The organism is Methylobacterium sp. E-041, assembly GCF_022829665.1.
Lineage (GTDB): Bacteria > Pseudomonadota > Alphaproteobacteria > Rhizobiales > Beijerinckiaceae > Methylobacterium.
On the sequence record NZ_JAKSYQ010000189.1, the window covers coordinates 1 to 23719 of the forward strand.

Consider the following 23719-nt stretch of genomic DNA (forward strand, 5'->3'; position numbering starts at 1 on the left):
CAGGTCGAGCAGGTTGCCGTCGTGGAGCTCCACGTCGTTCTCGATCCCGAGCCACTTCAGCCGGTGGTCGAACACCCCGGCATGGCTCGAGCGCCGCACCACCCCGTGCACCGCGTAGCCCTTCGACAGCAGCAGCTGCGCCAGATACGCCCCGTCCTGCCCGGTGATGCCGGTGATCAGTGCCGTCTTGGTGCTCATCTGCGAAGCCTCTCCCTCTGAACGTGACATTCCGTCGGTCGATGAGCGAGAGGTCGCCGCGATCCGCGACTGCATATCCGCCGGCACCCGGGCCTTCAACGCGTGAACGGCCCGACATCCGTGGCCGATCCGCGGGCGGCGTGCGGGTCCGCGCCCCCGGCGGCCGTCGCGTCGCCCGCGGCGTCGCGCGTCCGCCGCCTGCGCGAATCATCCCGCCCTCTCGCGAACGATGCGGAAGGTTTGGCCAAGGACGCCCGTCCCTGCAACCCAAGCGAGTATGATCGCGCGAGATATCTACCGAGGCGTGCTTTCGGCGCCGCCGGCGCGCTACCGCGCGCCGATCGCGCTCAGGTCGCGCCGTCCGTCGCGGCCCTCCTCGGCGGCCGGCGGGCGGAACCGGCCGGCGATCTCCGAGAACGCATCCTGCATCCCGTCGAGGCCCTGCACCGTGACGATGCTGGAGCCCGGCCCGAGCGGCGGGATGAAGCCCGCCTCGGACAGGGTCCTGAACACCGAGAAGTTCAGGTCGTTCTGCACCTTCTGGCCGAGGCTGACGTCGACGATCATCACCACGAGCTCGAACTCGAGGAACGGGTCGCCGATCTTGCGGAACACCACGCGCGGCGCCGGCTCCTTCAGCACGTCGGCGTGCTGGGCGGCGCAGGCGAGCAGCATCTCGGCGGCGCGCGCCGGGTCCTGGTTGCGCAGCACGTTGACCACCAGCGAGACCCGGCCCGTCCGGTCGCCGCGGACGCGGTTCTTGACGATGCCGGAGATCAGGTTCGAGTTCGGGACGATCACCGCCGAGCGGTCGAAGGTCTGGATCTCGGTGGAGCGCACCGAGATGCGCTTCACGATGCCCTCCGAGTCGCCGATCACCACCTGGTCGCCGACGCGGATCGGCCGCTCCCAGAGCAGGAGCAGGCCCGAGACGAAGTTGTTGACGATCGATTGCAGGCCGAAACCGATGCCGACCGAGAGCGCGCCGGCCACGATCGTCAGCTTCTCGAGGCTGAGGCCGAGATAGGAGAAGGCCAGCGCCAGGGCGAGCAGGAAGCCGCAATAGCCCGACACCGTCGAGATCGAGTTGCGCAGGCCCGCGTCGAGGTCGGTGGCGGGCAGGTAGACCTGGTCGAGCCAGCGCTGGACCGCGCGGGTGATGGCGATGCCGAGGACCAGGATCCCGAGGCCGAGCGCGATCGTCGAGAGCGAGATCGTGACGTCGCCGACCTTGAAGCCGAAGAAGGCCTGCCGGATCGAGGAGACGATGTCGGTCGAATCGAGGCCCCAGGGCGCGAGCACCAGGAGCGCCACGATCAGGAACAGCAGCACCCGCGCGGCACCGGTGGAGAGCACCGCGATCTGGTTGAGCGAACGCTTGCGCAGGCCGGTATTGGCCTGGAGCGCGGTGGCGAGCCGGGTGTCGTCCGAGAGCGAGCCTCCGACGAAGGTGTCGGCGCTCTGCACCAGCAGGTAGAGCAGCACCAGCAGGCTCGCGGTCCAGACCAGCTGGTCGATCACGAACGCCGCGAAGGCGACGTAGCCGACGAGGGCGGCGACGCCGATGACGGCCACCGCCGCCCAGCCGACGAGCCGGGCCGGGCCGCCGATGCCGGTGGTGGTCTTCGTCGGCACGTAGGGGCCGAAGCAGGCCTCCTCCTCCTCCTCCTTGTCGGCGAAGCGGTGCAGGCCGATGGCGAGGATCAGCGCGGTGGCGACCGCGCCGATGCCGCGGGTGGCGATCGAGATCGGCAGCGCCGCCGAGATGCCCGAGTTCAGCGCCTCGATCGACTTCACCACGGTGATCACCGTGGCGATGCCGACCGCGAGCCGCGTCACCCGGATCGCCGCCGCGTCGCTCACCGGCGCCGGCCGCCACTGCGGCTTGTCCGGCGAGAGCAGGCCGTCGCACAGGGCCTCGACGAAGGCGATGAAGGCGAGGCCGGCCAGGATCGCGCCGGCCACCGGAAGCAGCCGGGAGGGCAGCAGGTCGGTGGCGTCGAGGGCGTAGTACACCGTGTAGGATCCGATCACCGCCGGCACGGTGCCGAGCAGCAGCACCCGCCACGCGCCGAGCAGGGTCTGGCGCCGGCTCGGGTCGGTCATCGCCGCGTCGCGCCGGCCGAGCCGCGGGGCGATGTTGCGCCGGCCGAAATACAGCGCCACGGACACGCCGAAGGCGAGGCCAAGCATCAGCAGGTTGCCGAGCGTTCCGTTGCGCGAGAACAGCAGCAGGATGTCGGACAGCGCGCTCTGGAGCGAACGGATGTCGCGGGGGACGTCGGCCGCGACCCGGCTCCAGAGCTGCGGGCTGACCAGCGCCTGGCTGCGCTCGAACAGCCCCTTGGTGAAGGATTCCCGGCGCCGGTTCGAGACCCGGTCGATGATCTGGTCGCCCTGGACGAGGAGCGAGCGCGCCAGCCGCTGGGTTTCGTCGATGCGCGAGACCGCCGCGTCGCGCTCGACCCGCTCCTGGGCCACCTCCGGGCTCTCCTCGGCGTCCTTCGGCTTCGGCCCGAGCTGGGTCAGGCGCTCGCGCGCCGATTCCAGCGGCGCGTCGAGACGGCCGATGATCGTGCGGATCTCGTCGGTGACCGGGCCGACGCCGTCGCGGATGGCGGAGAGCTCCGGCGTGCCGAGATCGGTGCGGGCCAGCTCCTTCTCGCGCGCGGCGAGGTCGTTCTTGGCCGCGTCGAGCCTGGCCCGGACCGCCTTGAGCGCCTCGGACATCTCGGGTTTCGGAGGGGCCGGCTTGGCGTCCGCCGGTTTCGCCTCGACCGGCTTGCCATCCGAGGACTTGCCATCCGAGGACTTGCCCTCGGCCGGTTTGCCGTCGGGCGCCTTCTCGGCCTTGGCGGGGGCCGTCGGCTGCGCGGCGGGCGCCTGCGCCTGCACGAGGCCGGGCGCGAGCAGCAGCGCCGCCAGCGAGGCGACGATCACCGGACGGATCGGGCTGCGCAGGCGCGTTTCGCGGGCGGTTCGGCTGCGCGCGGACGGGCGACGGCTCATCGAATTCCTTGGGTGCTCGGCGGCGGGGCAGGGTGGGGCGGGAAGGGGCGTGGGCGACGCGGCGCTCGTCCGCGGCGCCCTGCCGCAAAAGACGCTTCGTGTCGCCGATCAATGGGGCGAAAGCGTGCCACGTCGGCCCGAGGGCGCCAGGGGAGACGATAATCCTCTCTCCCGGCGCCGTCCCGACGCGGTCGCGGAACGCGCCGACCATGCCGGTTCGCGATCGGCGGGCCTCCCCGCAACGGCGTATCGCTCGGGCGCGTTCACGTCGCCGTGAGATCGAAGAGGCGGCGGGCCGCGCCCGAGCCCGCCCGCCGAGACGACCGTGCGGGCGCCGCCGCCCTGTCCCTTTGAGAGGCAGCGCTATCATCTCCGCGCGTAGCATCGTTTTAATGATAACCAGTCATGAACAGCGCGGACCGAACAGCAAGGTAGGCTGAAATAGAGACCCGAGCGACGCAAATAGCGCCGAATGGGTCTGGAAATAAGAAAATAATCAAGCGTCACGATCGGGAAGTCGCGTCGAGCAAAGACACCAGCACACTTGCCTGAAACGTCGGGCGTCATCCGACGATCACGGCAGGATTTGACCAACAATCGAAATCCACCCCGCGCATGCGCGCCCTGCGCACGCGTGCCGGCGGCATCGCCTTGCCTGTCCAGATCTCTGCGTTGCGTTCCTTGAAGACATACCGGCCGTCATGCCCAGCCATCGACCCTGCGACCGCCCCGCTGCGCGCCTGCACCGCGACCTCCTGACCACGACCGCCTTGGCCCTGGCGCTCGGCCTCGCCGCGACGGGCTCGGCCTCGGCACAGGCCTACAATGCCGGCACCGGCGCCACCTCGGCCGGAGCGAATTCGACCGCGGTCGGCCCGAACGCGGCGGCCGGCGGCGACGAGTCCTTCGCCGGCGGCTACAACGCGAGCTCGTCCGGTGCCGGATCCGTGGCGATCGGCTCGGGCGCCGCCGCGCAATCGGCGACGACCAACCAGGGCATCATCAACTACCGGGACGCCAACGGCGTCGGCAACCCGACGGCCGGGACCGGGGGCGACATCCGGAACGGCGCGAACGGCAGCACCACGCCGCCGGGTCCCGGGGAGGTCAATGCCGGCGCGCAGCCGTCGGGCACCGCGATCGGCAAGAAGTCCACCGTCGGCGCCGCCGGCGGCGTCGCCGTCGGCTACAACAACGCAGCCGGCACCGGGACCTTCAACTCGACCGCGATCGGCGCCAACAACGCCGCGTCCGGCTCCTACGGCGTCGCGATCGGCTACGCCAACATCGCCACCGGCCGCTCGACCCTGTCGCTCGGAACCAACAACCAGGCGCTCGGCGACGTCGCCATCGCCCTGGGACGGCAATCCTACGCGGTCGGCGACTTCTCGTTCGCCCAGGGCTTCATCGCCAGCGCCTACGGGCAGGATGCGCTGGCGCTCGGCCGGCTCTCCGTCGCCGGCGAGACCGGCAGCAACCCGACCGCCAGCAACATCGCGATCGGCGACAATTCCAACGCCGTCGGCGGGTCGGCGCTGGCGCTCGGCAGCGGCGCCTCGGCGACCAAGGCGCGCTCGGTGGCGCTCGGCGCCGGCTCGATGGCGCTGCGCGGCAGCCTGAGCGGCACCGAGGCCTACACCACGACCACCCTCTCCTCGGCCAACACCGAGCTCTCGGTCGGCGCGGCGGGCGCGGAGCGGCAGATCACCAACGTCGCCGGCGGCCAGCAGGACACCGACGCGGTCAACCTGCGCCAGCTCCGCTCGGTCGGGAACGGCGTCGCCGGGAACGCGACCGCGCTCGGGGGCAGCTTCGGCAGCGACGGCACCTACACGGCGCCGAGCTACAGCTACAACGGAAAGCCCTACGCCACCGTGCCCGGCGTCGTCGGCGCCATCGACCAGCTCGGCCTGCGCTACGACACCGACGGTTCGGGCAACCGGCTCGCCGGCATCGACCTGACCCGCGGCGGCAGCGTCGGCTCGGCGGTCGGCATCACCGGGCTCGCGCCGGCGACGACCGACAGCGGCGCCGTGGCGCTGTCGCAGATGCCGCTGCGATATTCCACGTCGGCGGACCCGACGACCGCGAACCCGGCCACGCCCTCGAACGACGCGACGCTGGTCGGCGCCAACGGCGGCGCTCCGGTCGCCCTGCACAACGTCGCCCCGGGAAGCCTCGCCTCGGGCTCGACCGACGCGGTCAACGGCGGCCAGCTGTTCACGACGAACCAGGCCGTGGCGACGAACGCCGGCAACCTCACCGCGCTGCGCAGCGGCCTCGACGCCGGCACGATCGGCCTCGTCCAGCAGGATGCTGCGAGCCGCACCATCACGGTCGGCTCGGCCACCGACGGCAGCGTGGTCGACTTCACCGGCACCGCGGGCGCGCGCCGCCTGACCGGGCTCGCCGCCGGCAGCGCCGACGGCGACGCGGCGACGGTCGGCCAGCTTCGCCTCGGTGGCAACGCCGTGATGCAGATCTTCGGGGCGGGCGCCGCGTTCAACCCGGTGACCGGCGCGTTCACCGCCCCGGCCTACGCCGTCGGCGGCCAGACCTACGGCGACGTCGGCTCGGCGCTCGCGGCGACCAACCGCCTCGCGGTGCAGTACGTGCCGGACGGCGCGAACAACCCGACTGGCGTGGTCGACCTCGCCCGGGGCAACGGCGGCAACGCGGTCGCGCTGCGCGGCGTCTCGGCCGGCCGCCTCGCCGCGGGCTCGACCGATGCGGTCAACGGCGACCAGCTCTACGCGACGAACCTCCGGGTCGCGACCAACACCAGCGACATCGCCACCAACGCGGGCGCGATCGGCACCCTGCGCCAGGGCATCACCGACGGCACGATCGGCCTGGTGCAGCAGGACCCGACGAGCCGCGCGATCCTGGTCGCCTCGGCGACGGACGGGGCGCTCGTCGACTTCCGCAACAGCGCCGGCAACGGCCGCGTCCTGCGCGGCGTCTCCGCCGGCGCGGTCGCCGCCGGTTCGGACGAGGCGGTCAACGGCAGCCAGCTCTACGACACCAACCAGGCGGTGGCGGCCAACGGCGCCCAGACCAGCACCCTGCAATCGGCGATCGGAGCCGGCACGATCGGCCTGGTGCAGCAGGACCCGACCACCCGCGACATCGCCGTCGGCGCGGGTACGGACGGCACCCGCCTGACCTTGCGCAACGCCTCGGGCGGCACCCGCCTGCTCACCGGGCTCAGCGACGGCACCATCGCCGCCGGCTCGGCCGATGCGGTGACCGGGGGGCAGCTCTACGACACCAACCAGGCGGTGGCGGCGAATGCCAGCGGGCTCGCCGCCACGAACGGCAACCTCGCGAGCCTCCAGAGCGGCATCGTGCAGGGCACGATCGGCCTGCTGCGGCAGGACCAGGCCAGCCGCGAGCTGAGCATCGGCGCCGCGACCGACGGCACGGTGCTGAACCTCGCCAATGCCGGCGGCACCGGCCGCACCGTCGCCGGCGTCGCGGCAGGGACGCTGTCGGCGGCCTCCAACGAGGCGGTCAACGGCAGCCAGCTCTACGCGACGAACCAGGCGGTCGCGGGCCTGTCGGCGGGGGTCGCCAACGGCACCGTCGGCCTGGTCCAGCAGGATCAGGCGACGCGCGGGCTGACCGTCGGTGCCAATACCGACGGCACCACGGTGAGCTTCGCCGACCGCAACGGCACGGCGCGCACGCTCACCGGAATCGCCGGCGGCCGGATCGCCGCGGGCTCGACCGAGGCGGTCGACGGCGGGCAGGTCTACGGGCTCTCCGCCTCGCTGGCGAAAAGCCTCGGCGGCGGCGCGGGCGTGGCCGCCGACGGGTCGGTGACCGCACCGAGCTACGCGATCCAGGGCTCGCGCTTCGGCGACGTCGGCTCGGCGCTCGGCAGCCTCGACGCCGCGGTGACCAACCTCAACACCGTCGGCAGCCGCTACGTGGCGGTGCGCAGCACCGGTGCCGCGGCCCAGGCCACCGGCGCCGACAGCGTCGCCATCGGCCCGGCCTCGGTGGCGAGCGCGGCCGGCGGCGTCGCGCTCGGCGCCAACGCGGTCGCCCGCCGCGCCGGGCTCTCGGGGGCCGCCGAGGCGTTCTCGGGGGCCGCCGTCGCCTCGACCGCGGGCGCCGTCTCGGTCGGGGCCGAGGGCGCGGAGCGGCAGATCGTCAACGTCGCCGGCGGCACGCAGGACACGGATGCGGTCAACCTGCGCCAGCTCCGCGCGGTCGGCGGCAACCTCGCCGGCGCGCTGGGCGGCGGCGCGGGCTTTGCCGCCGACGGCAGCTTCACCGGGCCGACCTATGCCATCGGCGGCAAGGCATATTCCGGCGTCGGCGACGCGCTCGCGGCGGTCGACACCTTCGCCGTCAAGTACGACGTCGACCCGGCGACCGGCGGGCGCGGGCAGTCGCTGACGCTGGCCGGCAGCGACCCGAACCAGCCGGTGCTGATCCGCAACGTCGCCGCCGGCGTGCTGCCGACCGACGCCGCCAATCTCGGCCAGGTCACGGGGCAGGTCGCGACCGCGAAGGCGCAGAGCTTCGCCTATACCGACCAGCGGGTGCAGGCGAGCTACGCCGCGAGCACGGCCTACACCGACGCCCGCGTCGCGCCGCTGGAGAAGCAGATGACCGCCTTCGGCAGCCAGCTCGCCGGCCTGCAGAACGAGGTCGGGCAGGTCCGCCAGGAGGCGCGCCGCGGCGCGGCGATCGGCCTGGCCGCCGCCTCGCTCCGCTTCGACGACCGCCCGGGCAAGCTGAGCATGGCCGCCGGCGGCGGCGTGTGGCGCGGCGAGGGCGCGGCCTCGATGGGCATCGGCTACACGCTCCCCGACGGGTCCGCGCGGGTCAACGCTACCGGCGTCGCCGCCGGCCGCGACTTCGGGATCGGCGCCGGCGCCAGCTTCACCCTCAACTGAGGCCGGCGATGCGCGCGCACGCCACCGCGGCGGCGGCCCTCGCGGCCCTGCTGCTCGCCGCGCCCGCGTGCGGCCAGGGGCACGGGCCGTCGGGCGGAGACGGCCCCCTGGGGTCGATCGCGATGCGCGGCACCGTCTCCACCGACGACCCGCCGCGCGCCCAGTTCGCGGCGCCGGCCTACCGCGTCCACCCGCCGGAGGGGGCGCCGCCGCCGGGCGAGGCGCCGGGCGACACCCGCCGGATGATCCAGGCCTTCGGCGGCTGGACCCTGATCTGCGACGAGAACCTGCGCCGGCGCCGCCGGGTCTGCAACGCGTCGCAATCGATCGTCGACGGCGACGGGGTCTTCGCCTTCAGCTGGTCGCTCGCCGCCACCAGCGCCGGCGCGCCGGTCTTCGTGGTGCGCGCGCCGGTCGGGGCGTGGTCGGCCCACACCGTCGGGTTGGCGTTCGGCACCGCCGAGGAGACCGTGATCCGCCTGGAAAGCTGCAACGCCAGCCTGTGCCTCGGCTTCCTGCCCGTCGACGAGGCCCTGCGGCGGGCGATCGCCGGGCGCGCCGCCGTCCGCGTCCGCTATCGCCGGAGCGAGAGCGCCGCCCCCGTCGCCATCGCGACCTCCCTCGACGGCCTCGCCGCGGCGATCGCCGGCATCAAGTAGCCCTCTCCCGCGCAGGCCGGCCTCAGCGCTGGGCGCGGGCCAAGTATCCGCGCCAGCCGCCGTAGCGGCCGATCTCCTCGGCGCCGCCGACGCCCTCGGCCTCGACCAGGAACCCCTTCGGCCGGGTGCCGTCGGACAGGTGCAGGGTGCCGATGCCGAGGGGCTCCGGGATGGCGGACACGAAGCGGCCGAAGGCGTCCGGCGACAGTTCCCAGACCTCGGTCTCGATCGCGACGCCGGTGCCGGCCGCCACCCGCAGCAGGCCCGGCCGGTGCGGCGGGCCGCCGGGCAGCGCGTAGAAGCGGTAGTCCGGCGCCGTCGCGACCGCGCGCAGGAAGCGGGCGCCGAGGCGCGTGAGCTCGCCGTTGAGGGCGAGGCCGGAGAGGTGCGCGCCGACCACCGCCAGCTCGATCGCCTCGCCCGCCGCCCGCCCCGCCGGCTCGGTCGCCGCCGGCACCGGCACGGCGCTCGCCCCGATCGGCACGCCGGACGCCGCGTGCAGCCGGGCGCCGAGCGCCGCGAGCAGCCCGTCGCGGCCGCGGGGGGCCAGCAGCGTCACCCCCGCGGGGAACGTGTCGGCCCGGAAGCGCCCGGGCACGGCGAGCGCGCACCAGTCGAGCAGGTTGACGAAGTTGGTGTAGGTGCCGAGCTCGCTGTTCGGCCCGATCGGGTCGGCGGCGAGGTCCGCCACCGTGCGCGGCCGCGGATAGGTCGGCACCGCGAGCACGTCGACCGCGTCCCAGACCGCGTCGGCCGCCCGCCGCAGCTCGGCGAGGCGATAGAGCCCGCCGAAGGCGTCGGCCGCCGAGAAGTGTTCGGCGTTCTCGATCACGGCCCGCGTCGTCGGATGTAGGATCTCGGGCCGCGTCTCGATCACGGCGCGGATCGCCTGGTAGCGCTCGGCCACCCACGGGCCGGTGTAGAGCAGGCGCGCGGTCGCGAATATCGGCGCGAAGTCGACCGGGCGGCCGGCGCCGACGAGGGCTTCGAGGTCGGCGAGGCTCGCGGCGAAGGCCGCCTCGGACAGGGCGTCGCCGGCGAAGTCCAGCCCCTGCGCATCCGGCACGCCGAGGCGCAGGCCGGGCGGGACCGCGGACGCGGCGGGCACGGGCAGGCTCCGCGAGAACGCGTCGGCGGGATCGTAGCCGACCATGGCGCGGAAGGCGGCGTCGGCGTCGGCGACGGTGCCGGCGAAGACCGAGAGCGTGTCGAGCGTCCGGCAGGCCGGGACCATGCCGCGGGCCGAGACGCTGCCGAGCGAGGGCTTCAAGCCGACGACGTTGTTCAGCCCGGCCGGCACGCGGCCCGAGCCCGCCGTGTCGGTGCCGAGCGCGAAGGCGACGAGGCCGCGGGCGACCGCCACCGCCGAGCCGCTGCTGGAGCCGCCCGGCACGTAGGCCGGGTCGAGGGCGTTGCGCGGCACCGGGTAGGGCGTGCGCACGCCGACCAGCCCGGTGGCGAACTGGTCGAGATTGGTCTTGCCGACGAGGATCGCGCCCGCCGCCAGGAGCTTTTCGACCGCGTGGGCGGTCTCGGTCGCGGTGTAGGCGAAGCCCGGGCACGCCGCCGTCGTCGCCATCCCGGCGACGTCGACGTTGTCCTTCACCGCGAACGGGATGCCCCAGAGCGGCCTGCCCACCGGATCGAACGGGCCGAGCGCGGCGAGCGCCGCCGCGGCCTCCGCCTCCGGCACCAGGCTCAGGAAGATGCCGGGATCGTCGGCGGCCGCGATGCGGCGGTAGACCTCCGCCAGGATCGCGCGCGGGTCGTCGCCGGCGGCGTAGGCCGCGTGCAGGGCGGGAATCGTCGGGAACGGGGGCATGGCGTCTCGCGGTGGTGCTTCTCGAAAGCGATCCCATCCCGCCCCGCGTCCCGAGGCGCCCGCCCCGGCGGGCCTCGAAGGCGGGCTCCTTCGAGGCCTCCGCTCGGCTGCGGCACCTCAGGACGAGGGGGGTGGGAGCGTCGGCGCTACAATCCGGCCAGCCGCGCCGCCGTCCGGGCGATCGCGCCCTCGGGGTCGACCAGCGCGTCGAGCACGGTGAAGTGGTTCGCGCCCGTCACCGGGATCAGCGGCCCGTCCAGCCCCAGGGCGCGGCGGGCGGCGTGGTAGGCGTCCGACTGGCGCCGGAGCTCGGGCAGCTCGTCGGCGCCGTACAGCACCGCGACGGGCGGCGCGCCCGGGCTCAGGTGGCGGATCGGCGAGAGCGCCGCGATCTCTTCTGCGCTCAGGCTCAAGGCGTCGTTGAGATTCGTGCCGGCGATCGGCGCGAGGTCGAAGAGGCCGCTGATCGCGAGCCCGGCATCGGCCCCGTCGGCGACCTGCGCGGCGAGGTGCCCGCCGGCCGACCAGCCGGAGACCACGAGCCTGCGCCCGCCGCCATCGGCGCGCAGCAGCGCCAGGGCGGCGCGGGCCTCGGCGACGATCGCGGTCAGGCTCGCCTCCGGCGCCAGGGTGTAGCCGACCAGCGCCACGTCGAGCCCGAGCGCCAGCGGCCCCTCGGCCATGCAGGAGAACCCGCGCCGGTCGTTGCGCTGCCAGTAGCCGCCATGGAGGAAGGCCAGCATCGGCGCGCTCGGCTGCCCGCAGCGGAACACGTCGATGCGCTGGCGCTCGCCCGGCCCGTAGGCGAGGTCCAGCGCCTCGGCATGGCGCTCGCGGAACGCGGCGCTGCGCGCGCGCCAGCCGGCGACGATGGCGGCGCTGTCGGCCACCGCACCGGAATTGTCGTAGGCCCGGCTCAGCGCCGCGCGGTCGAGGTCTTGCCAATCGGTCGTCTCGGGCATGGTCGCCGGCCTCTGGTTTGCGATCGTGCTCAGGCCGCAGCCGTTCGATCAGGCGCCAGGCCCTCCGAAGCAGGCGCGGGCCCCCTCTCCCGGGCGGGAGAGGGCTGGGGTGAGGGATGAGAACCGTCCGGAGAGGTCACGCCCCTCACCCCCACCCTCTCCCCCTGGGAGAGGGGGCCGCGTCGCGGCTCCGAGATGGATACGATCCTCGCTGCCGCAGCCACCTCAGGCCGCCTTCGGCGCATGGTGGCTGTGGAGCTGGGCCGAGAGCATGCGGCGCACGTCGTTGAAGGCGGGGCTCGACACGTCGCGGCGGCGGGGGAGGTCGATCGCGTGCACCGCCTCGATCCGGCCGGGGCCGGGCGACATCATCACGATGCGGTCGGCGAGGAAGATCGCCTCCTCGATCGCGTGCGTCACGAACAGCACGGTGAGGCCGGTGCGGCTCCACAGGTCGAGCAGCTCGTCCTGCAGCCGCTCGCGGGTCATCGCGTCGAGCGCCCCGAACGGCTCGTCCATCAGCACCACCTCGGCCTCGTTGGCGAGCACGCGGGCGATGGCGACGCGCTGCTTCATGCCCCCCGAGAGCTGGTGCGGGTAGGCGTCGGCGAAGGCCGCGAGGCCGACGAGGTCGATGTAGCGGGCGGCGGTGTCGCGCACCTCCGCGGCCGGGCGGCCCCGCGCCTTCGGGCCGAAGCCGATGTTGTCGCGCACGCTGAGCCAGGGGAACAGGCCGTAATCCTGGAACACCATCCCGCGGCTCGGGCCCGGGCCGGGGATCGGCTTGCCCCACATCAGGGCCTCGCCGCCGGTGGCCGCCTCGAAGCCGGCCACGATCCGCAGCAGGGTGGACTTGCCGCAGCCCGAGGCCCCGAGCAGGCAGACGAACTCGCCGCGGCGCACGGTGAGGTTGGCGCCGCGCAGGGCCTCGGTGCTGCGCCCCTGCGAGCGGTACGTCTTGGAGACGTCGCGCACCTCGACGATCGGCAGGGTCGGGTCAGCCATCCGAGGATCTCCGGTTCTCAACCATGCGCGGGGCTCCACGCGAGCAGGCGGCGCCCGATCTCCATGACGATCCGGTCGGAGACGAACCCAGCGACGCCGATCACCACCATGCCGCAGATGACGATCTCGGTGCGGGAGAGCTGGCGCGCCTCCATGATGATCGCGCCGAGACCCGTCTGCACCCCTGTCATCTCGCCCACCACGATGACGACCCAGGCGAAGCCGAGGCCGAGGCGCAGGCCGGTGAAGATCGAGGGCAGGGCGGCCGGCAGCACGACGCGGGCGAACTGCGCCGTCCCCGTGCATCCCAGCATGGCCGCGGCCTCGAACAATCGCGGCTCGACCGAGCGCACGCCGAAGATCGTGTTGACGAGGATCGGGTAGAACGCCCCGAGGAAGACCAGGAAGTAGGCCGAGCGCGGCCCGAGCCCGAACAGGATCATCGCCAGCGGCAGCCATGCGGTGACGGGCACCGGCCGCAGGATCTGGAAGGTCGGGTCGAGCAGCGCCCGCATCAGCGGCACGCGTCCGATCAGCAGCCCGAGCGGCAGGGCGGCGGCCGCGGCCAGCGCGAACCCGCCGAAGACGCGGGCGAGCGAGGCGGCGAGATGCGTCCACAGCGTGCCGCTGAAGGCGTCGTCGTTGATCCCGCCGACGGCCAGATCCCGCATCTCGGTCCAGACCTCGGCCGGCGGCGGGATCAGGCTGTAGGGTCTCCCGACGGTGGCGAGGTGCCAGACTAGCGCGAGCGCGACGGGGAGGGCGAGCGCGAGGGCGGGCGCCGTCAGGCGCCGGAGGATGCTCACGGCGAACGAGGCCCGGTCGCGATGGCGTGTAGCGCGGGTCCCCCCTCCCGTTCGGGAGGGGGACAGGGCGAGGGGCATGACCTCTCCGGACAGACCGGACCCCTCACCCCAACCCTCTCCCGAACGGGAGAGGGGGAGCGCCGCGTCGCCGGCGGCGGCCGATCCGGCCTCCGTCGCTGCCATCGCGCTCATGTCACGCGTCCCGCATCGCGTCGACGAAGGTGGTGTCGATGAAGCCGGGCTCGGGCAGGCGCTTGATCTGCTTGAGGGCGAGCATGTGCTGGGCGTAGGCCTCGGCCTTCTTGACCTCGTCCGGGCCGAGCTGCCACGTCAGGTCGACGTTGGGGGCCGAGATCGCCAGCGCCTCGCGCTTCTGGCCGAGCTTGGCCACCGCCATGTCGATCATCGCGTCGCGGTTCTTGGCCGCGAACTCGGTGCCCTTGCGGTGGATCTCCAGCATGGTGCGCACGAGGTCCGGCTTGCTCGCGATCGTGTCGCGGTGGGTGCCGAACACCATGTTGAGCGAGCCCATCGCGGTGCCGTAGGGGTACTCGACGAGCTGGCCGACGCCGCTCGACAGGCTGACGCCGGGGGCGGGCTCGGCGCCGACATAGGCGTCGATGTCGCCCCGCGCCAGGGCGATGTGCATCTCCGAGAACGAGATCCGCACCGGCACGATGTCCCGGATCGACAGCCCCTCCATCCGCATGCGCTCGAGGGCGAACACCTCCTGCGTCGAGCCGGGCCACAGGGCGACGCGCTTGCCCTTGAGGTCCTTGATCGCGCGGATGTCGGAATCCTTCCTGGAGATGATCGCCATGCCGCCGTTGCAGGTCGAGGCGATCACCGTCAGCGGCTCGCCGGCGGCCGCGCCCAGCGTCGCCGAGGCGATGCCGAAGGTGCCGAAATCCACCGACTTGGTGACCACCGCGTTCTTGCACTCGGTCGGGCTCTCGAACGGGATCACCTCGACCCGGGTGCCCGCCGGCGTGAAGCGCTCGTAGAAGTACGGCGCGATCGAGTGGATCAGCTTGAGCGAGCCCATGCGGATCGTCACCGGCTCCGCCGCCCGGGCGACGAACGGGGCCGAGACCAGCCCGGCCCCGAGGCCGGCGAGGAGGGTGCGGCGGTCGATCATGGCTTCACTCCGGGGTCGGCGACGATTTGGAGCCTAGTTGCGCCGACCGTTGCAAACGAGTGCTCGTTCGGGATCGTGCCGTTGCGGTTCGGGCAACGGGTGGCCTAGGCTTGCCGGAGCGGGTTGCAGGACCCGTGCCCGAAGCGGGTCTTGGCGATGAAGCACACCCGGACGCTGGCCTGCATCGCCGAGATCGCCCGAAGCGGCTCGATCCGCCGGGCGGCCGAGCGCCTGAACATCGCGCCCTCGGCGCTGACCCGTCAGGTCCAGGACATCGAGTACGAGCTCGGCACGCCGATCTTCGAGCGGCTGGCGCAGGGGATGCGGCTCAACGCGGCCGGCGAGCTGCTGGTCCGGCACGCGCGCGACCAGCTCGCCGACCTCGAGCGGGTGCGCTCGCAGATCGCCGACCTCTCCGGGGTCCGGCGCGGGCACGTGGCGCTCGCCTGCAGCCAGGCCTTCGTCACGCAGGTGGTGCCGGAGGAGGTCCAGGCCTATCGCGGGCGGTTTCCGCTGGTCGGGTTCACGGTGCAGGTCCGCGACCACGTCCAGGCGGTGGCGGCGCTGACCGCGTTCGAGGCCGACCTCGCCCTGGTGCTGCAGCCGCCGCCCTCGGCCGACCTGCACGTTTTGTATTCCTGCCGCCAGCCGCTCTGCGCGCTGATGCGGGCCGGCCATCCCCTCGCCCGCGAGACCGGGCCGGTGCGCCTGCGCGACTGCCTCGCCCACGCGATGGCGCTGCCCGACCGGTCGCTGGCGATCCGCCTGCACCTCGAGCAGGCCCTGGCGCGGCGGGGGGTGCCGCTCGGGCCGGTGGTCGAATCGAGCTCGCTCGAGTTCCTGCGCAACCTCGTGCTGCGCGAGGAGGCGGTCAGCCTGCAGGTGCCGAGCGGCATCCCCGACGATCCCCGCCTCGTCAGCCGCCCGATCGACGGGCGCGACCTCGACCCGATGGTGATGATCCTCGGGCAGCTGCGCGGGCGCCTGCTCTCCGTCGCCGCGGCGAAGTTCGCCGACCAGCTCACCCAGAGCCTCGACCGGCGGCAGGCGGGGGCCTGAGGCGCGGGAGCGAAACCGCGCTCGCCGACTTTCCCGTGCGGGCCAACCAGGACAGCGACGCCATGAAGACCGACCGACGCCTGATCCACGCGAGCGAGAACGGCGACCGCTGGTGGCTCCGCCGCGCCGACGGCGCCGAGGCCGTGATCCTGCACGAGCCGAACGCGTCGTCCGGCGGCCGCACCTCCGAGACCGCGATCGGCGCCTTCCTGCGCGCCGGCGCGGGCGGGCCGGAGCACCGGGCCCTGCTCGACCTGATCGGCACGCTGGTCGACCAGCCGCCCGCCGCCCCGCCGGCCCCCGCGCCGGAGCCGGGCGCCGCCGCGGCCGAGCCGACGCCCGGCGAGGAGCTGGCCTGATCCGACGCGCCGGCAGACAAGCTCGGAAGACCGGGCCTCAGCGCGCCTTCAGCACCATCCGGCACTCGGCCGGCAGGGCCGCCATGGTCATCGTCGGCCGCGGCTTCGGCTTGGTCTTCGCCGGCTTCGGGTGGAGGATCGCGTCGCTGAACCAGTAGGCGAGCTCCTCGCCGCAGCCGTCGCCCGGGGGCGGGGCGGCCTGGTCGCCGCAGGAATCCTGGCCGTCCGGGCAGGCGAGGCGGATATGGTAGTGGTAGTTGTGCCCGTACATCGGGCGCACCTTGCGCAGCCAGCCGCGGTTGCCGTCCGCCTCGCGGCACAGGGCCTTCTTGATCGCCGGGTTGACGAAGATGCGCGCCACCTCCGGCTGCTCGGCGGTGAGGCGGATCAGGCTCAGCCGCTCCGGCGTCCAGGTGTCGGGGTCGATGTCGAGGCGGTCCGGCCGCACCATGTCGGTGGCCGAGGTCTCCTCGCGTTCCGCCCGCGTCATGCGCCGGTCCGGCATCGGGGTGAGCCACACGTCGGCGTCGAGCCCGAGCTGGTGCGAGGCGTGGCCGGTGAGCATCGGGCCGCCGCGGGGCTGGGACATGTCGCCGACGAGCAAGCCCGGCCAGCCGACCCGCGGCGCCTTGCCAGCCAGCCGCTCCAGGAAGTCGACGAGGTAGGGCGTGCCCCAGTTCCGGTTGCGCGACAGGCGCATCACCTGCCACGTCGCCCCGTCGATCGGCAGCGCGGCGCCGCCCGAGAAGCAGCCCTTGGCATAGGAGCCGTAGGCGTGGGTCGGGCCGGAGGTCGGGCCGGTGACCCGGCCGAACAGCGCCTTGGCCGGGGTCGAGGGCGCGTCGGGATTCTCCAGCGGCGGCAGGGGCTTCGGGTTGAGGCTGCCCTTGTCCTGGGCGTGGGCGGCGGAGGCCGCGAGCGCCGAGGTGAGCGCCAGGGCGGCGGGGAGGGCGAGGCGGCGCTTGTGCATGCGGGTCTGTGTATCCGGTCCGGCGGTCGCGCGTCGAGGATCGGAACGTCGCCCGTCGCCGGGGCGTTTTTCGGGCAGACCCGTGCCGCGCCCGCCGAGCGCGGGCGCACCCACCGAGCCCGAGGCCGCCGCATGACGCCCGCACCCGAGATCCCGGCCGCGAACCCCGACGAGCAGCCCCGCAGCCTGATCGCCCACGACCGCGTCGTCGGCACCGACGTGCGCCGCCCCGACGGCACCAAGGTCGGGCGGATCGAGCGCTTGATGCTGGACAAGCGCTCGGGCCAGGTGGCCTACGCGGTGATGAGCTTCGGCGGGTTCCTCGGTCTCGGCGAGGGGTTCCACACCCTGCCCTGGGGCGTGCTGCGCTTCTCGCCCGAGCACGACGCCTACGTCGTCGACATCACCGAGGCGCAGCTGCGCGACGCGCCGCCGCGCTCGCCCGAGGGCACCGATCCGGCCGAGGACCGCGCCTGGGAGGAGCGGGTCCACCGCTACTACAACGCGGCGCCGTACTGGGGCCTGTGACGCGGGCGCGGCCCGGCTACGTCGTCGGCCCGCACCAGCCCGGCAGGTAGTTGGTCTCGGGCGCCTTGGCCAAGGCCATCGCCTCCTCGAGCGCGGCCGAGAAGTCGTTCGCGACCCGCTTGGGCTTGATGTGGCGGCGGAGATAGTCGGCCCAGAGGAACTCGCTGAACGGCGTGGTGTCCTTGGCGAAGCCGCCGGCCCGGCGCAGCTCGCCGGCGAGGCTGCGGAAGGGGTCGTCGGCGAGGTCCCCCATCGTCTTCGGGATCTCCTTGAACCCGACGCGGACGCCGTCCGCATCGTAGGGGTGGACCCACGATTTGTGGTCGCACACCGTCCAGAACGCATCCTTCTCGAGGTGGTGCAGGTCGGCGACCACGGTGACCAGAACGCTCTCGACGCCCTCCTCCATGAGGGCGCGGGAGAGGTGGTGGTGGTCGATGACGTAGTGGTGCTTCTTCGGCCCGAGCAGGGTCGGCACCATGTGCGCCCCGAGGAAGGCGGCGCGCTTGTCCTCGTCGTAGTCGCGCCAGCGCCGGCGCTTCTCGGCGACCTCCCGGTAGCCCACGGTCATCTGCGTCGGGCGCAGATCCGCGATCGGGACGGGCGCCAGCACCGGCTCTCGGATGGCCATCGATTCGGTGTTCCCACGGCCGGGCTCTCGAGGCCCCCGCGGCGATCTGTCATGATTCCGGTGCCGGCGGGAAGGCGCGATCGGCACCCTGCCGTTCACGGTTGCGACAGCCGGCGGCCTCGCAGCCGAGCCTCGCAGCCGAACCTTGCAACGGCTGACTTCAGCGATGCCGTCGCGCTGCCCGCGGCACGCGCATGCGCGCCGCCAGGGCCGGGTCTCAGGTCGAGACCGGGCTGTCCTTGCGCAGGTGCCGAAGCGCGCGGAACGGCAGCAGCAGGAACTTCACGAGGGCCCGGACCGCGAGGAAGGCGGCGACCGAGGCGACCAGGGCAATGGTTTTCAACAAGGGCTCGCGCGCTCCATCCGAGGGGGTCGTCCGAGGGGTCGTCCGGCAGAATCGTCATCGCGGCGGCCCCGGCCGAGCGCCGCATCCGCGGTGCCGCTGGGGCCACGCCGCCAGGACGCGCTCCAAAGCCGGCGAGATTAAGGGGCTCGATCCCGGAACCATGCGGCCGGCGGAGCGGGCCGCCGGGCCCGCCGCGAACACGCCGCCCGCTTTGAAACCCGCGCCGCGCCGGGCCCGCTCCGGCGGCGTTTCGGCTCGGCCTTGCCAAAGCCCTGCGACGATCTGTAATGATGGCAGGCCCTGTCCGGTCCTCACGGGATCGTTTGTGCGCCGACGCCCGCGAACGGGCGACGGCGCGCCCTCGGCGGCGACGCTTCTCCGCCGCTGCGGCCCTGGACGGCCGGGGATCTGCACACGCGACGGGCCTCGTCCCGGCGCATGAGTTTCATGGAATTCGCGGCCGCCTCGGCATGACGGGACGGTCGAGATGGTTTTCGCGAGGTCGGGAATACAGATGGACGGAGGCACAGCATCGATTGCCGTTGCCCGTGCCGTCAGCGTGCGCGATGCGCGTCGCGCCGATCCGTCCGTTCCCCCGATCAGGTTCAACCCCAGGCGCAGCGGAAGCGCGCGCCGAGCGGCGGTTGACGGCAATCCCTTCAGTTCAGCCCCCGCGGCCTCGGTTTCGAGGCCGGCGCGAGCCCTCTCCCTGACGGCCTTCAGGCCGGGCGAGGCTCCACCGGGACACGGGCCCAGGAGAGCGACGTCCGCCGCCATGTCGAAAGTTCGTCATGGCCAACAACAAGATGCTCATCGACGCGATGCATCCGGAAGAGACCCGGGTCGTCACGGTTCACGGTTCTAGGGTCGAGGAATTCGACTTCGAGGCGGCCAACCGGCGCCAGCTTCGCGGCAACATCTACCTTGCCAAGGTGACGCGCGTGGAGCCCTCGCTCCAGGCCGCCTTCGTCGAGTACGGCGGCAACCGCCACGGCTTCCTCGCCTTCTCGGAGATCCACCCCGACTACTACCAGATCCCGCTCGCCGACCGGCAGGCGCTGCTCGAGGACGAGGCCCGCGACGCCGAGGAGCACCGCGAGCGCGAGGAGCGCCGCCGCAAGTCGCCGCGCAACAACGGCCGCCGCGTCCGCGGGCGCCGGGCCGAGGCCGCCGCGGCCAAGCTCGACGAGACCGTGAGCGCCGAGGATGTCGCGCACGCGACCGAGACGTCGCACGAGGCTTCGCACGCGGACGAGCACGGCGCCCAGGCCGGCGAGCCCCGTCACGACGAGGCCCAGGCGCACGAGACGCAAGGGCACGAGACGCACGTGCACGAGGCGCCGGCGCACGAGACCGGGTCCGGCGCGGATCACGCCGGCGGGACGGCGTCGGGCGAGGCGCCGGCCGAGGGCGCCATCGCGCCGGGAAGCGACGCGTCCGCCAGCCTGCCCGAGACGGCGATCGGCGAGCCCGCCGCGGAGACGCAGGACACGGCGGAGGCCCACGCGCCCGAGGCCGACGCGCCCCGCGATGCGGTCGCTCCCGAGGCCGCCGACGCGGCGCCGCGCCCCGAGGCGATCGTCGCCGTGGCCGAGAGCCTCACCGTCGCCGAGGCGCCGGCGGCGTCCGAGGATGAGCCCGACGAGGACGAGTCCGACGACGAGGACGAGGACGACGATTCGGACGACGAGGACGAGGACGGCGACGACGAGGAGTCCGACGAGGACGAGGGCGACGAGGATCCCGACGCCGAGCCGAAGATCTCGCAGGTCGGCGGCAACGGCGACGCGCTCGGCGAGCTGCCAGAGCGCCCGCGCAGCCACCGCCGCCACTACAAGATCCAGGAGGTGATCAAGCGCCGCCAGATCATCCTGGTGCAGGTCGTCAAGGAAGAGCGCGGCACCAAGGGCGCGGCGCTCACCACCTACCTGTCGCTCGCCGGCCGCTACTCGGTGCTGATGCCGAACACCGGCCGCGGCGGCGGGATCTCCCGCAAGATCACCTCGGCCGCCGACCGCAAGCGCCTCAAGGAGACCGCCCAGGCGCTGGAGGTGCCCGACGGCATGGGCGTGATCCTGCGCACGGCGGGCGCCTCGCGCACCATGCCGGAGATCAAGCGCGACTTCGAATACCTGATGCGGCTGTGGGAGAGCGTGCGCGAGCTGACCCTGTCCTCGACCGCGCCGGCGCTGGTCTACGAGGAGGGCTCGCTGATCAAGCGGGCGATCCGCGACCTCTACAATAAGGACCTCGACGAGGTCCTGGTCTCGGGCGAGGCGGCCTACGCGGAAGCGCGCGACTTCATGCGGATGCTGATGCCGCAGCAGGCGAAGGTGGTGAAGCCCTATCGCGACCCGACGCCGATCTTCGCCAAGCATGGCGTCGAGCAGCAGCTCGACGCGATGTTCTCGACCCACGTGACGCTGAAGTCCGGCGGCTACCTCGTGATCAACCCGACCGAGGCCCTGGTCTCGATCGACGTGAATTCCGGGCGCTCGACCCGCGAGCACGACATCGAGGACACCGCGCTGCGCACCAACATGGAGGCGGCCGAGGAGGTCGCCCGCCAGCTGCGCCTGCGCGACCTCGCCGGCCTGGTGGTGATCGACTTCATCGACATGGAGGAGAAGCGCAACAACCGCGCGGTCGAGAAGAAGCTCAACGACTGCCTGAAGAACGACCGCGCCCGCATCCAGGTCGGGCGGATTTCGCCCTTCGGCCTGATGGAGATGAGCCGCCAGCGCATCCGCACCGGCGTGCTCGAATCCTCGTCGATCCCGTGCGTGCATTGCGGCGGATCGGGCTTCGTGCGCGCCACCGCGTCGGTCGCGCTGCACATCCTGCGGGCGATCGAGGAGGCGCTGCTCAAGGCGTCGAGCCACAACCTGATCCTGCGCACCCGCACCGAGGTGGCGCTCTACATCCTCAACCAGAAGCGCGGGCACCTGCACGAGCTCGAGATGCGCTTCGGCGTCAGCGTGACGATCGCCGCCGACGAGCGGCTCGGCGCCACCACCGCCTACCAGCTCGATCGCGGCGAGCCGGCCCAGCGCGCCGAGGGCCCGGTCACCGGGATCCGCGCCGTGGCGATCTCGCCGATCTCCGAGATCGAGGAGGACGACGGCTTCGAGGAGGCCGAGGACGAGACCGCCGAGGAGGCGCTCGCGCAGGACGCCCTCGGCGAGGCCGATGCGGACGACGAGGCCGAGGATGCGCGCGAGGCCGGTGCCGAGCGCTCGGAGAAGTCGGACGAGGGCGACGGCCAGCGCCGCCGCCGGCGTCGCCGGCGCAAGCGCGGCGGCCGGCCCGAGGGCGGCGAGGCCGAGCGCGGCGCGCAGGCCGGCGCCGAGGCGGGCGACGAGGACGCCGAGGGCGACGCCATCCCGGGCGATATCAACGAAGGCGAGGCCACGGAGGGCGGCGACGCCGAGCCCGCCGAGGCGCAGGCCCGCGAGTCCGCGGCGCCGGCCGACGGCGAGGAGGATGCCGGCGGCCGCCGCCGGCGCCGGGGACGTCGGGGCGGCCGCGGCCGCGCCGAGGGCCGCGGCCGGGACGGCGGCGAGGCCACGCTGTCCGAGTCCCCCCTATCCGAAGGCGCCGCGTTCGAAGCCGACGCGTCGCCCGATGAGGCCGGCGATCCGATCGCCGAGCTGCAGCCGGAGCAGCCGGTGAGCGCCGAGGCCGTCGCCGAGGCGATCGCCGCGGCCGTGCCGCCCGTCGAGACCGCGGTCGAGCTGCCGGTCTCGAGCCCGGTGGAGGCGGCGCCCGCCGAAGCCCCGGCGCAGCCTTCCCCCGAGCCGGCCGCCGCCGAGGAGCCCGCGCCCGCAGCCCCCGCACGGGCTCCGGAGCCGGTGGCGGTGGTGCTCAGCGAGCCGTCCGATCCCGACCGGCCGAAGCGGGCCGGCTGGTGGTCGCGCACCAAGGCGGCGCTCACCGGCGAATGAGCCTGCGCGAGACGGGCTGAACCGGATCCGGCTCACGACATCCCGTGTCGTGAGCCGAATTTTTAGGGGCATGGACACCAATCGGCCGCGGGCGGCCGGGTGGAGCGCCGTTCCTGCGTCCGCCGCCGCCGGTCGCGCCGGGCGGTCCCCACGGCCCACGGCAACGGGTCGAGGTCCCGGGAACAGCCGAATGTCGGCCGCTCTCCGAGCAAACGCGCCCGGTCTAAACCCCTTATTGACCTATTCCATCTTAGGTTGAAGCTTTACGGCAGGGGACACAATCGATGTTGAGCTACTTCCGCAAAGCCAGGACTGAAAGGCCGGCCCTTTCGGTAGTCGCTCCCGCCAGCGTTGCCCCCGCCGTCCTCGACCGCGTCGCCGACGAGGCCCCCGCGCCGGTCGCGCCGCCGGCCGACCCCGAGACGTTGCGGCTGCCCGGGCGCCTGTCGGCCGCGGCCTCCTCGGCCGGGACCTCGATCGGCTGGCTCACCCACGATTCCGCCCAGGTCGCCGACCAGGCCCGGCTGATCGCGGCGGCGAGCGAGGAACTGGCCGCCTCGACCAGCGAGATCGCCGCCCGCTCGCAGACCTCGGCCGAGACGGCCGAGCGTGCGCGCGAGGGCATCGTGGTCTGCGCGGCCGACATGCGCCAGGCCGGCGAGCGGATGCAGGAGATCCAGGTCGGCACGTCCGAGATCGGCGGGCGCCTCGAAGGCTTCGCGGCGGCCGCGCGGCGGATCGAGGAGATGGCGACCGCGATCGCCTCGATCTCGGCCCAGACCAACCTGCTGGCGCTCAACGCCACCATCGAGGCGGCGCGCGCCGGCGAGGCGGGGCGGGGCTTCGCCGTCGTCGCCGGCGAGGTGAAGGCGCTGTCGGGCCAGACCGCCCGCGCCACCGACGAGATCCGCGCGCGGCTCTCCGCGCTCCAGACCGAGCTGTCGGCGATGCACGCCGCGGTCGGCCACAGCCGCGCCGCGGTCGCGGCGGGTTCCGAGGTGATGGACCGCGCCAACGCCCGCGTCGAGGCGGAGAGCGCGGCGGTCGCCGAGGCCGCCTCGGAGATGCGGGCGATGGCCGAGGTGATGGAGCAGCAGATCCTCGCCACCGGCGAGATCGCGACCAATGTCGGCCGGATCGCCGCCGGCACCGAGAAGTCCCGCGGCGAGATCCAGGACGCGATCGGCCAGCTCGAGGCGCTCGAAGCGATGAGCCGCACCCTGCTCGACCGCATGGACGGCGACCCGCTCACCCTCGCCCTCGCCCGCCTGCCGGCCGACTGCGCCGCCTGGAAGCGCCGCCTCGCCTCGGTGCTGATCGGCGCGGTGCCGCATACCGGCATGATGACGATCACCGTCGATCCGATCCTGCCC

General features: G+C 73.4%; 17 protein-coding genes. 7 read left to right on the forward strand and 10 right to left on the reverse strand.

Translation table 11 applies throughout. The features are described from left to right. On the reverse strand, positions 1-198 hold a 198-nt coding region (locus MKK70_RS18355; RefSeq protein ID WP_243949259.1), incomplete at its 3' end, for a GDP-mannose 4,6-dehydratase. Positions 199-525: 327 nt separating this feature from the next. Continuing rightward, the gene (locus MKK70_RS18360; protein ID WP_243949260.1) at positions 526-3207 is read right to left on the reverse strand and encodes a DUF3772 domain-containing protein; all 2682 of its coding nucleotides are present in this window, start codon (positions 3205-3207) and stop codon (positions 526-528) included. A 701-nt stretch (positions 3208-3908) separates the two neighbouring features. On the opposite strand from MKK70_RS18360, the gene MKK70_RS18365 reads away from it, so the two are divergent. Both MKK70_RS18365 and MKK70_RS18370 read left to right on the forward strand, forming a co-directional pair. After that, entirely contained in the window at positions 3909-8117 is a 4209-nt protein-coding gene (locus MKK70_RS18365; protein ID WP_243949261.1) for a YadA-like family protein, read from the forward strand. A gap of 8 nt (positions 8118-8125) precedes the next feature. Then, positions 8126-8776, forward strand: a complete 651-nt coding sequence (locus tag MKK70_RS18370) for an invasion associated locus B family protein (protein ID WP_147860114.1) — start codon at positions 8126-8128, stop codon at positions 8774-8776. Positions 8777-8798: 22 nt separating this feature from the next. Here MKK70_RS18370 and atzF read toward each other — a convergent pair whose 3' ends face one another. From atzF to MKK70_RS18395, 5 genes are all read right to left on the reverse strand, one after another. Next, positions 8799-10598 carry an allophanate hydrolase gene (gene atzF, locus MKK70_RS18375; protein ID WP_243949262.1) on the reverse strand — a complete coding sequence of 600 codons (1800 nt, stop codon included), beginning with the start codon at positions 10596-10598 and terminating at the stop codon, positions 8799-8801. 146 nt (positions 10599-10744) lie between these two features. Beyond that, a complete protein-coding gene (locus MKK70_RS18380; RefSeq protein ID WP_147728330.1) occupies positions 10745-11560 on the reverse strand; it encodes an alpha/beta hydrolase in 816 nt (271 codons plus the stop codon). A gap of 225 nt (positions 11561-11785) precedes the next feature. Further along, the gene (locus tag MKK70_RS18385; protein WP_147728329.1) at positions 11786-12565 is read right to left on the reverse strand and encodes an ABC transporter ATP-binding protein; all 780 of its coding nucleotides are present in this window, start codon (positions 12563-12565) and stop codon (positions 11786-11788) included. 17 nt (positions 12566-12582) lie between these two features. Beyond that, a complete protein-coding gene (locus MKK70_RS18390) occupies positions 12583-13449 on the reverse strand; it encodes an ABC transporter permease (protein ID WP_279603708.1) in 867 nt (288 codons plus the stop codon). A 115-nt stretch (positions 13450-13564) separates the two neighbouring features. Next, entirely contained in the window at positions 13565-14509 is a 945-nt protein-coding gene (locus tag MKK70_RS18395) for an ABC transporter substrate-binding protein (RefSeq protein ID WP_147728326.1), read from the reverse strand. A gap of 156 nt (positions 14510-14665) precedes the next feature. Here MKK70_RS18395 and MKK70_RS18400 point away from each other — a divergent pair, with 156 nt between their 5' ends. Together MKK70_RS18400 and MKK70_RS18405 are read left to right on the forward strand one after the other, a co-directional pair. After that, entirely contained in the window at positions 14666-15568 is a 903-nt protein-coding gene (locus MKK70_RS18400) for a LysR family transcriptional regulator (protein WP_147844337.1), read from the forward strand. A gap of 62 nt (positions 15569-15630) precedes the next feature. Then, positions 15631-15927 (forward strand): hypothetical protein, encoded by a 297-nt coding sequence (locus MKK70_RS18405; RefSeq protein WP_243949263.1) that lies wholly within the window; start codon positions 15631-15633, stop codon positions 15925-15927. Between the two features lie 37 nt (positions 15928-15964). On the opposite strand, the gene mepA is transcribed toward MKK70_RS18405, so the two are convergent. Further along, a complete protein-coding gene (gene mepA, locus MKK70_RS18410) occupies positions 15965-16897 on the reverse strand; it encodes a penicillin-insensitive murein endopeptidase (protein ID WP_243949264.1) in 933 nt (310 codons plus the stop codon). Between the two features lie 132 nt (positions 16898-17029). On the opposite strand from mepA, the gene MKK70_RS18415 reads away from it, so the two are divergent. After that, the gene (locus MKK70_RS18415) at positions 17030-17425 is read left to right on the forward strand and encodes a PRC-barrel domain-containing protein (RefSeq protein ID WP_147729430.1); all 396 of its coding nucleotides are present in this window, start codon (positions 17030-17032) and stop codon (positions 17423-17425) included. Between the two features lie 16 nt (positions 17426-17441). Here the strand turns inward: MKK70_RS18415 and MKK70_RS18420 are convergent, their stop codons facing one another. Continuing rightward, positions 17442-18056: a ParB-like protein gene (locus MKK70_RS18420; protein WP_243949265.1), complete on the reverse strand. Its 615-nt coding sequence runs from the start codon at positions 18054-18056 to the stop codon at positions 17442-17444. 217 nt (positions 18057-18273) lie between these two features. Further along, positions 18274-18399, reverse strand: coding sequence for a hypothetical protein (locus MKK70_RS30680; RefSeq protein WP_279593292.1), 126 nt, complete (start codon positions 18397-18399; stop codon positions 18274-18276). 794 nt (positions 18400-19193) lie between these two features. Here MKK70_RS30680 and MKK70_RS18425 point away from each other — a divergent pair. Both MKK70_RS18425 and MKK70_RS18430 read left to right on the forward strand, forming a co-directional pair. After that, positions 19194-22346, forward strand: coding sequence for a ribonuclease E/G (locus MKK70_RS18425; protein ID WP_243949266.1), 3153 nt, complete (start codon positions 19194-19196; stop codon positions 22344-22346). 284 nt (positions 22347-22630) lie between these two features. Next, positions 22631-23719, forward strand: a 1089-nt coding sequence (locus MKK70_RS18430; protein WP_243949268.1) for a methyl-accepting chemotaxis protein, incomplete at its 3' end; no start/stop codon positions are given.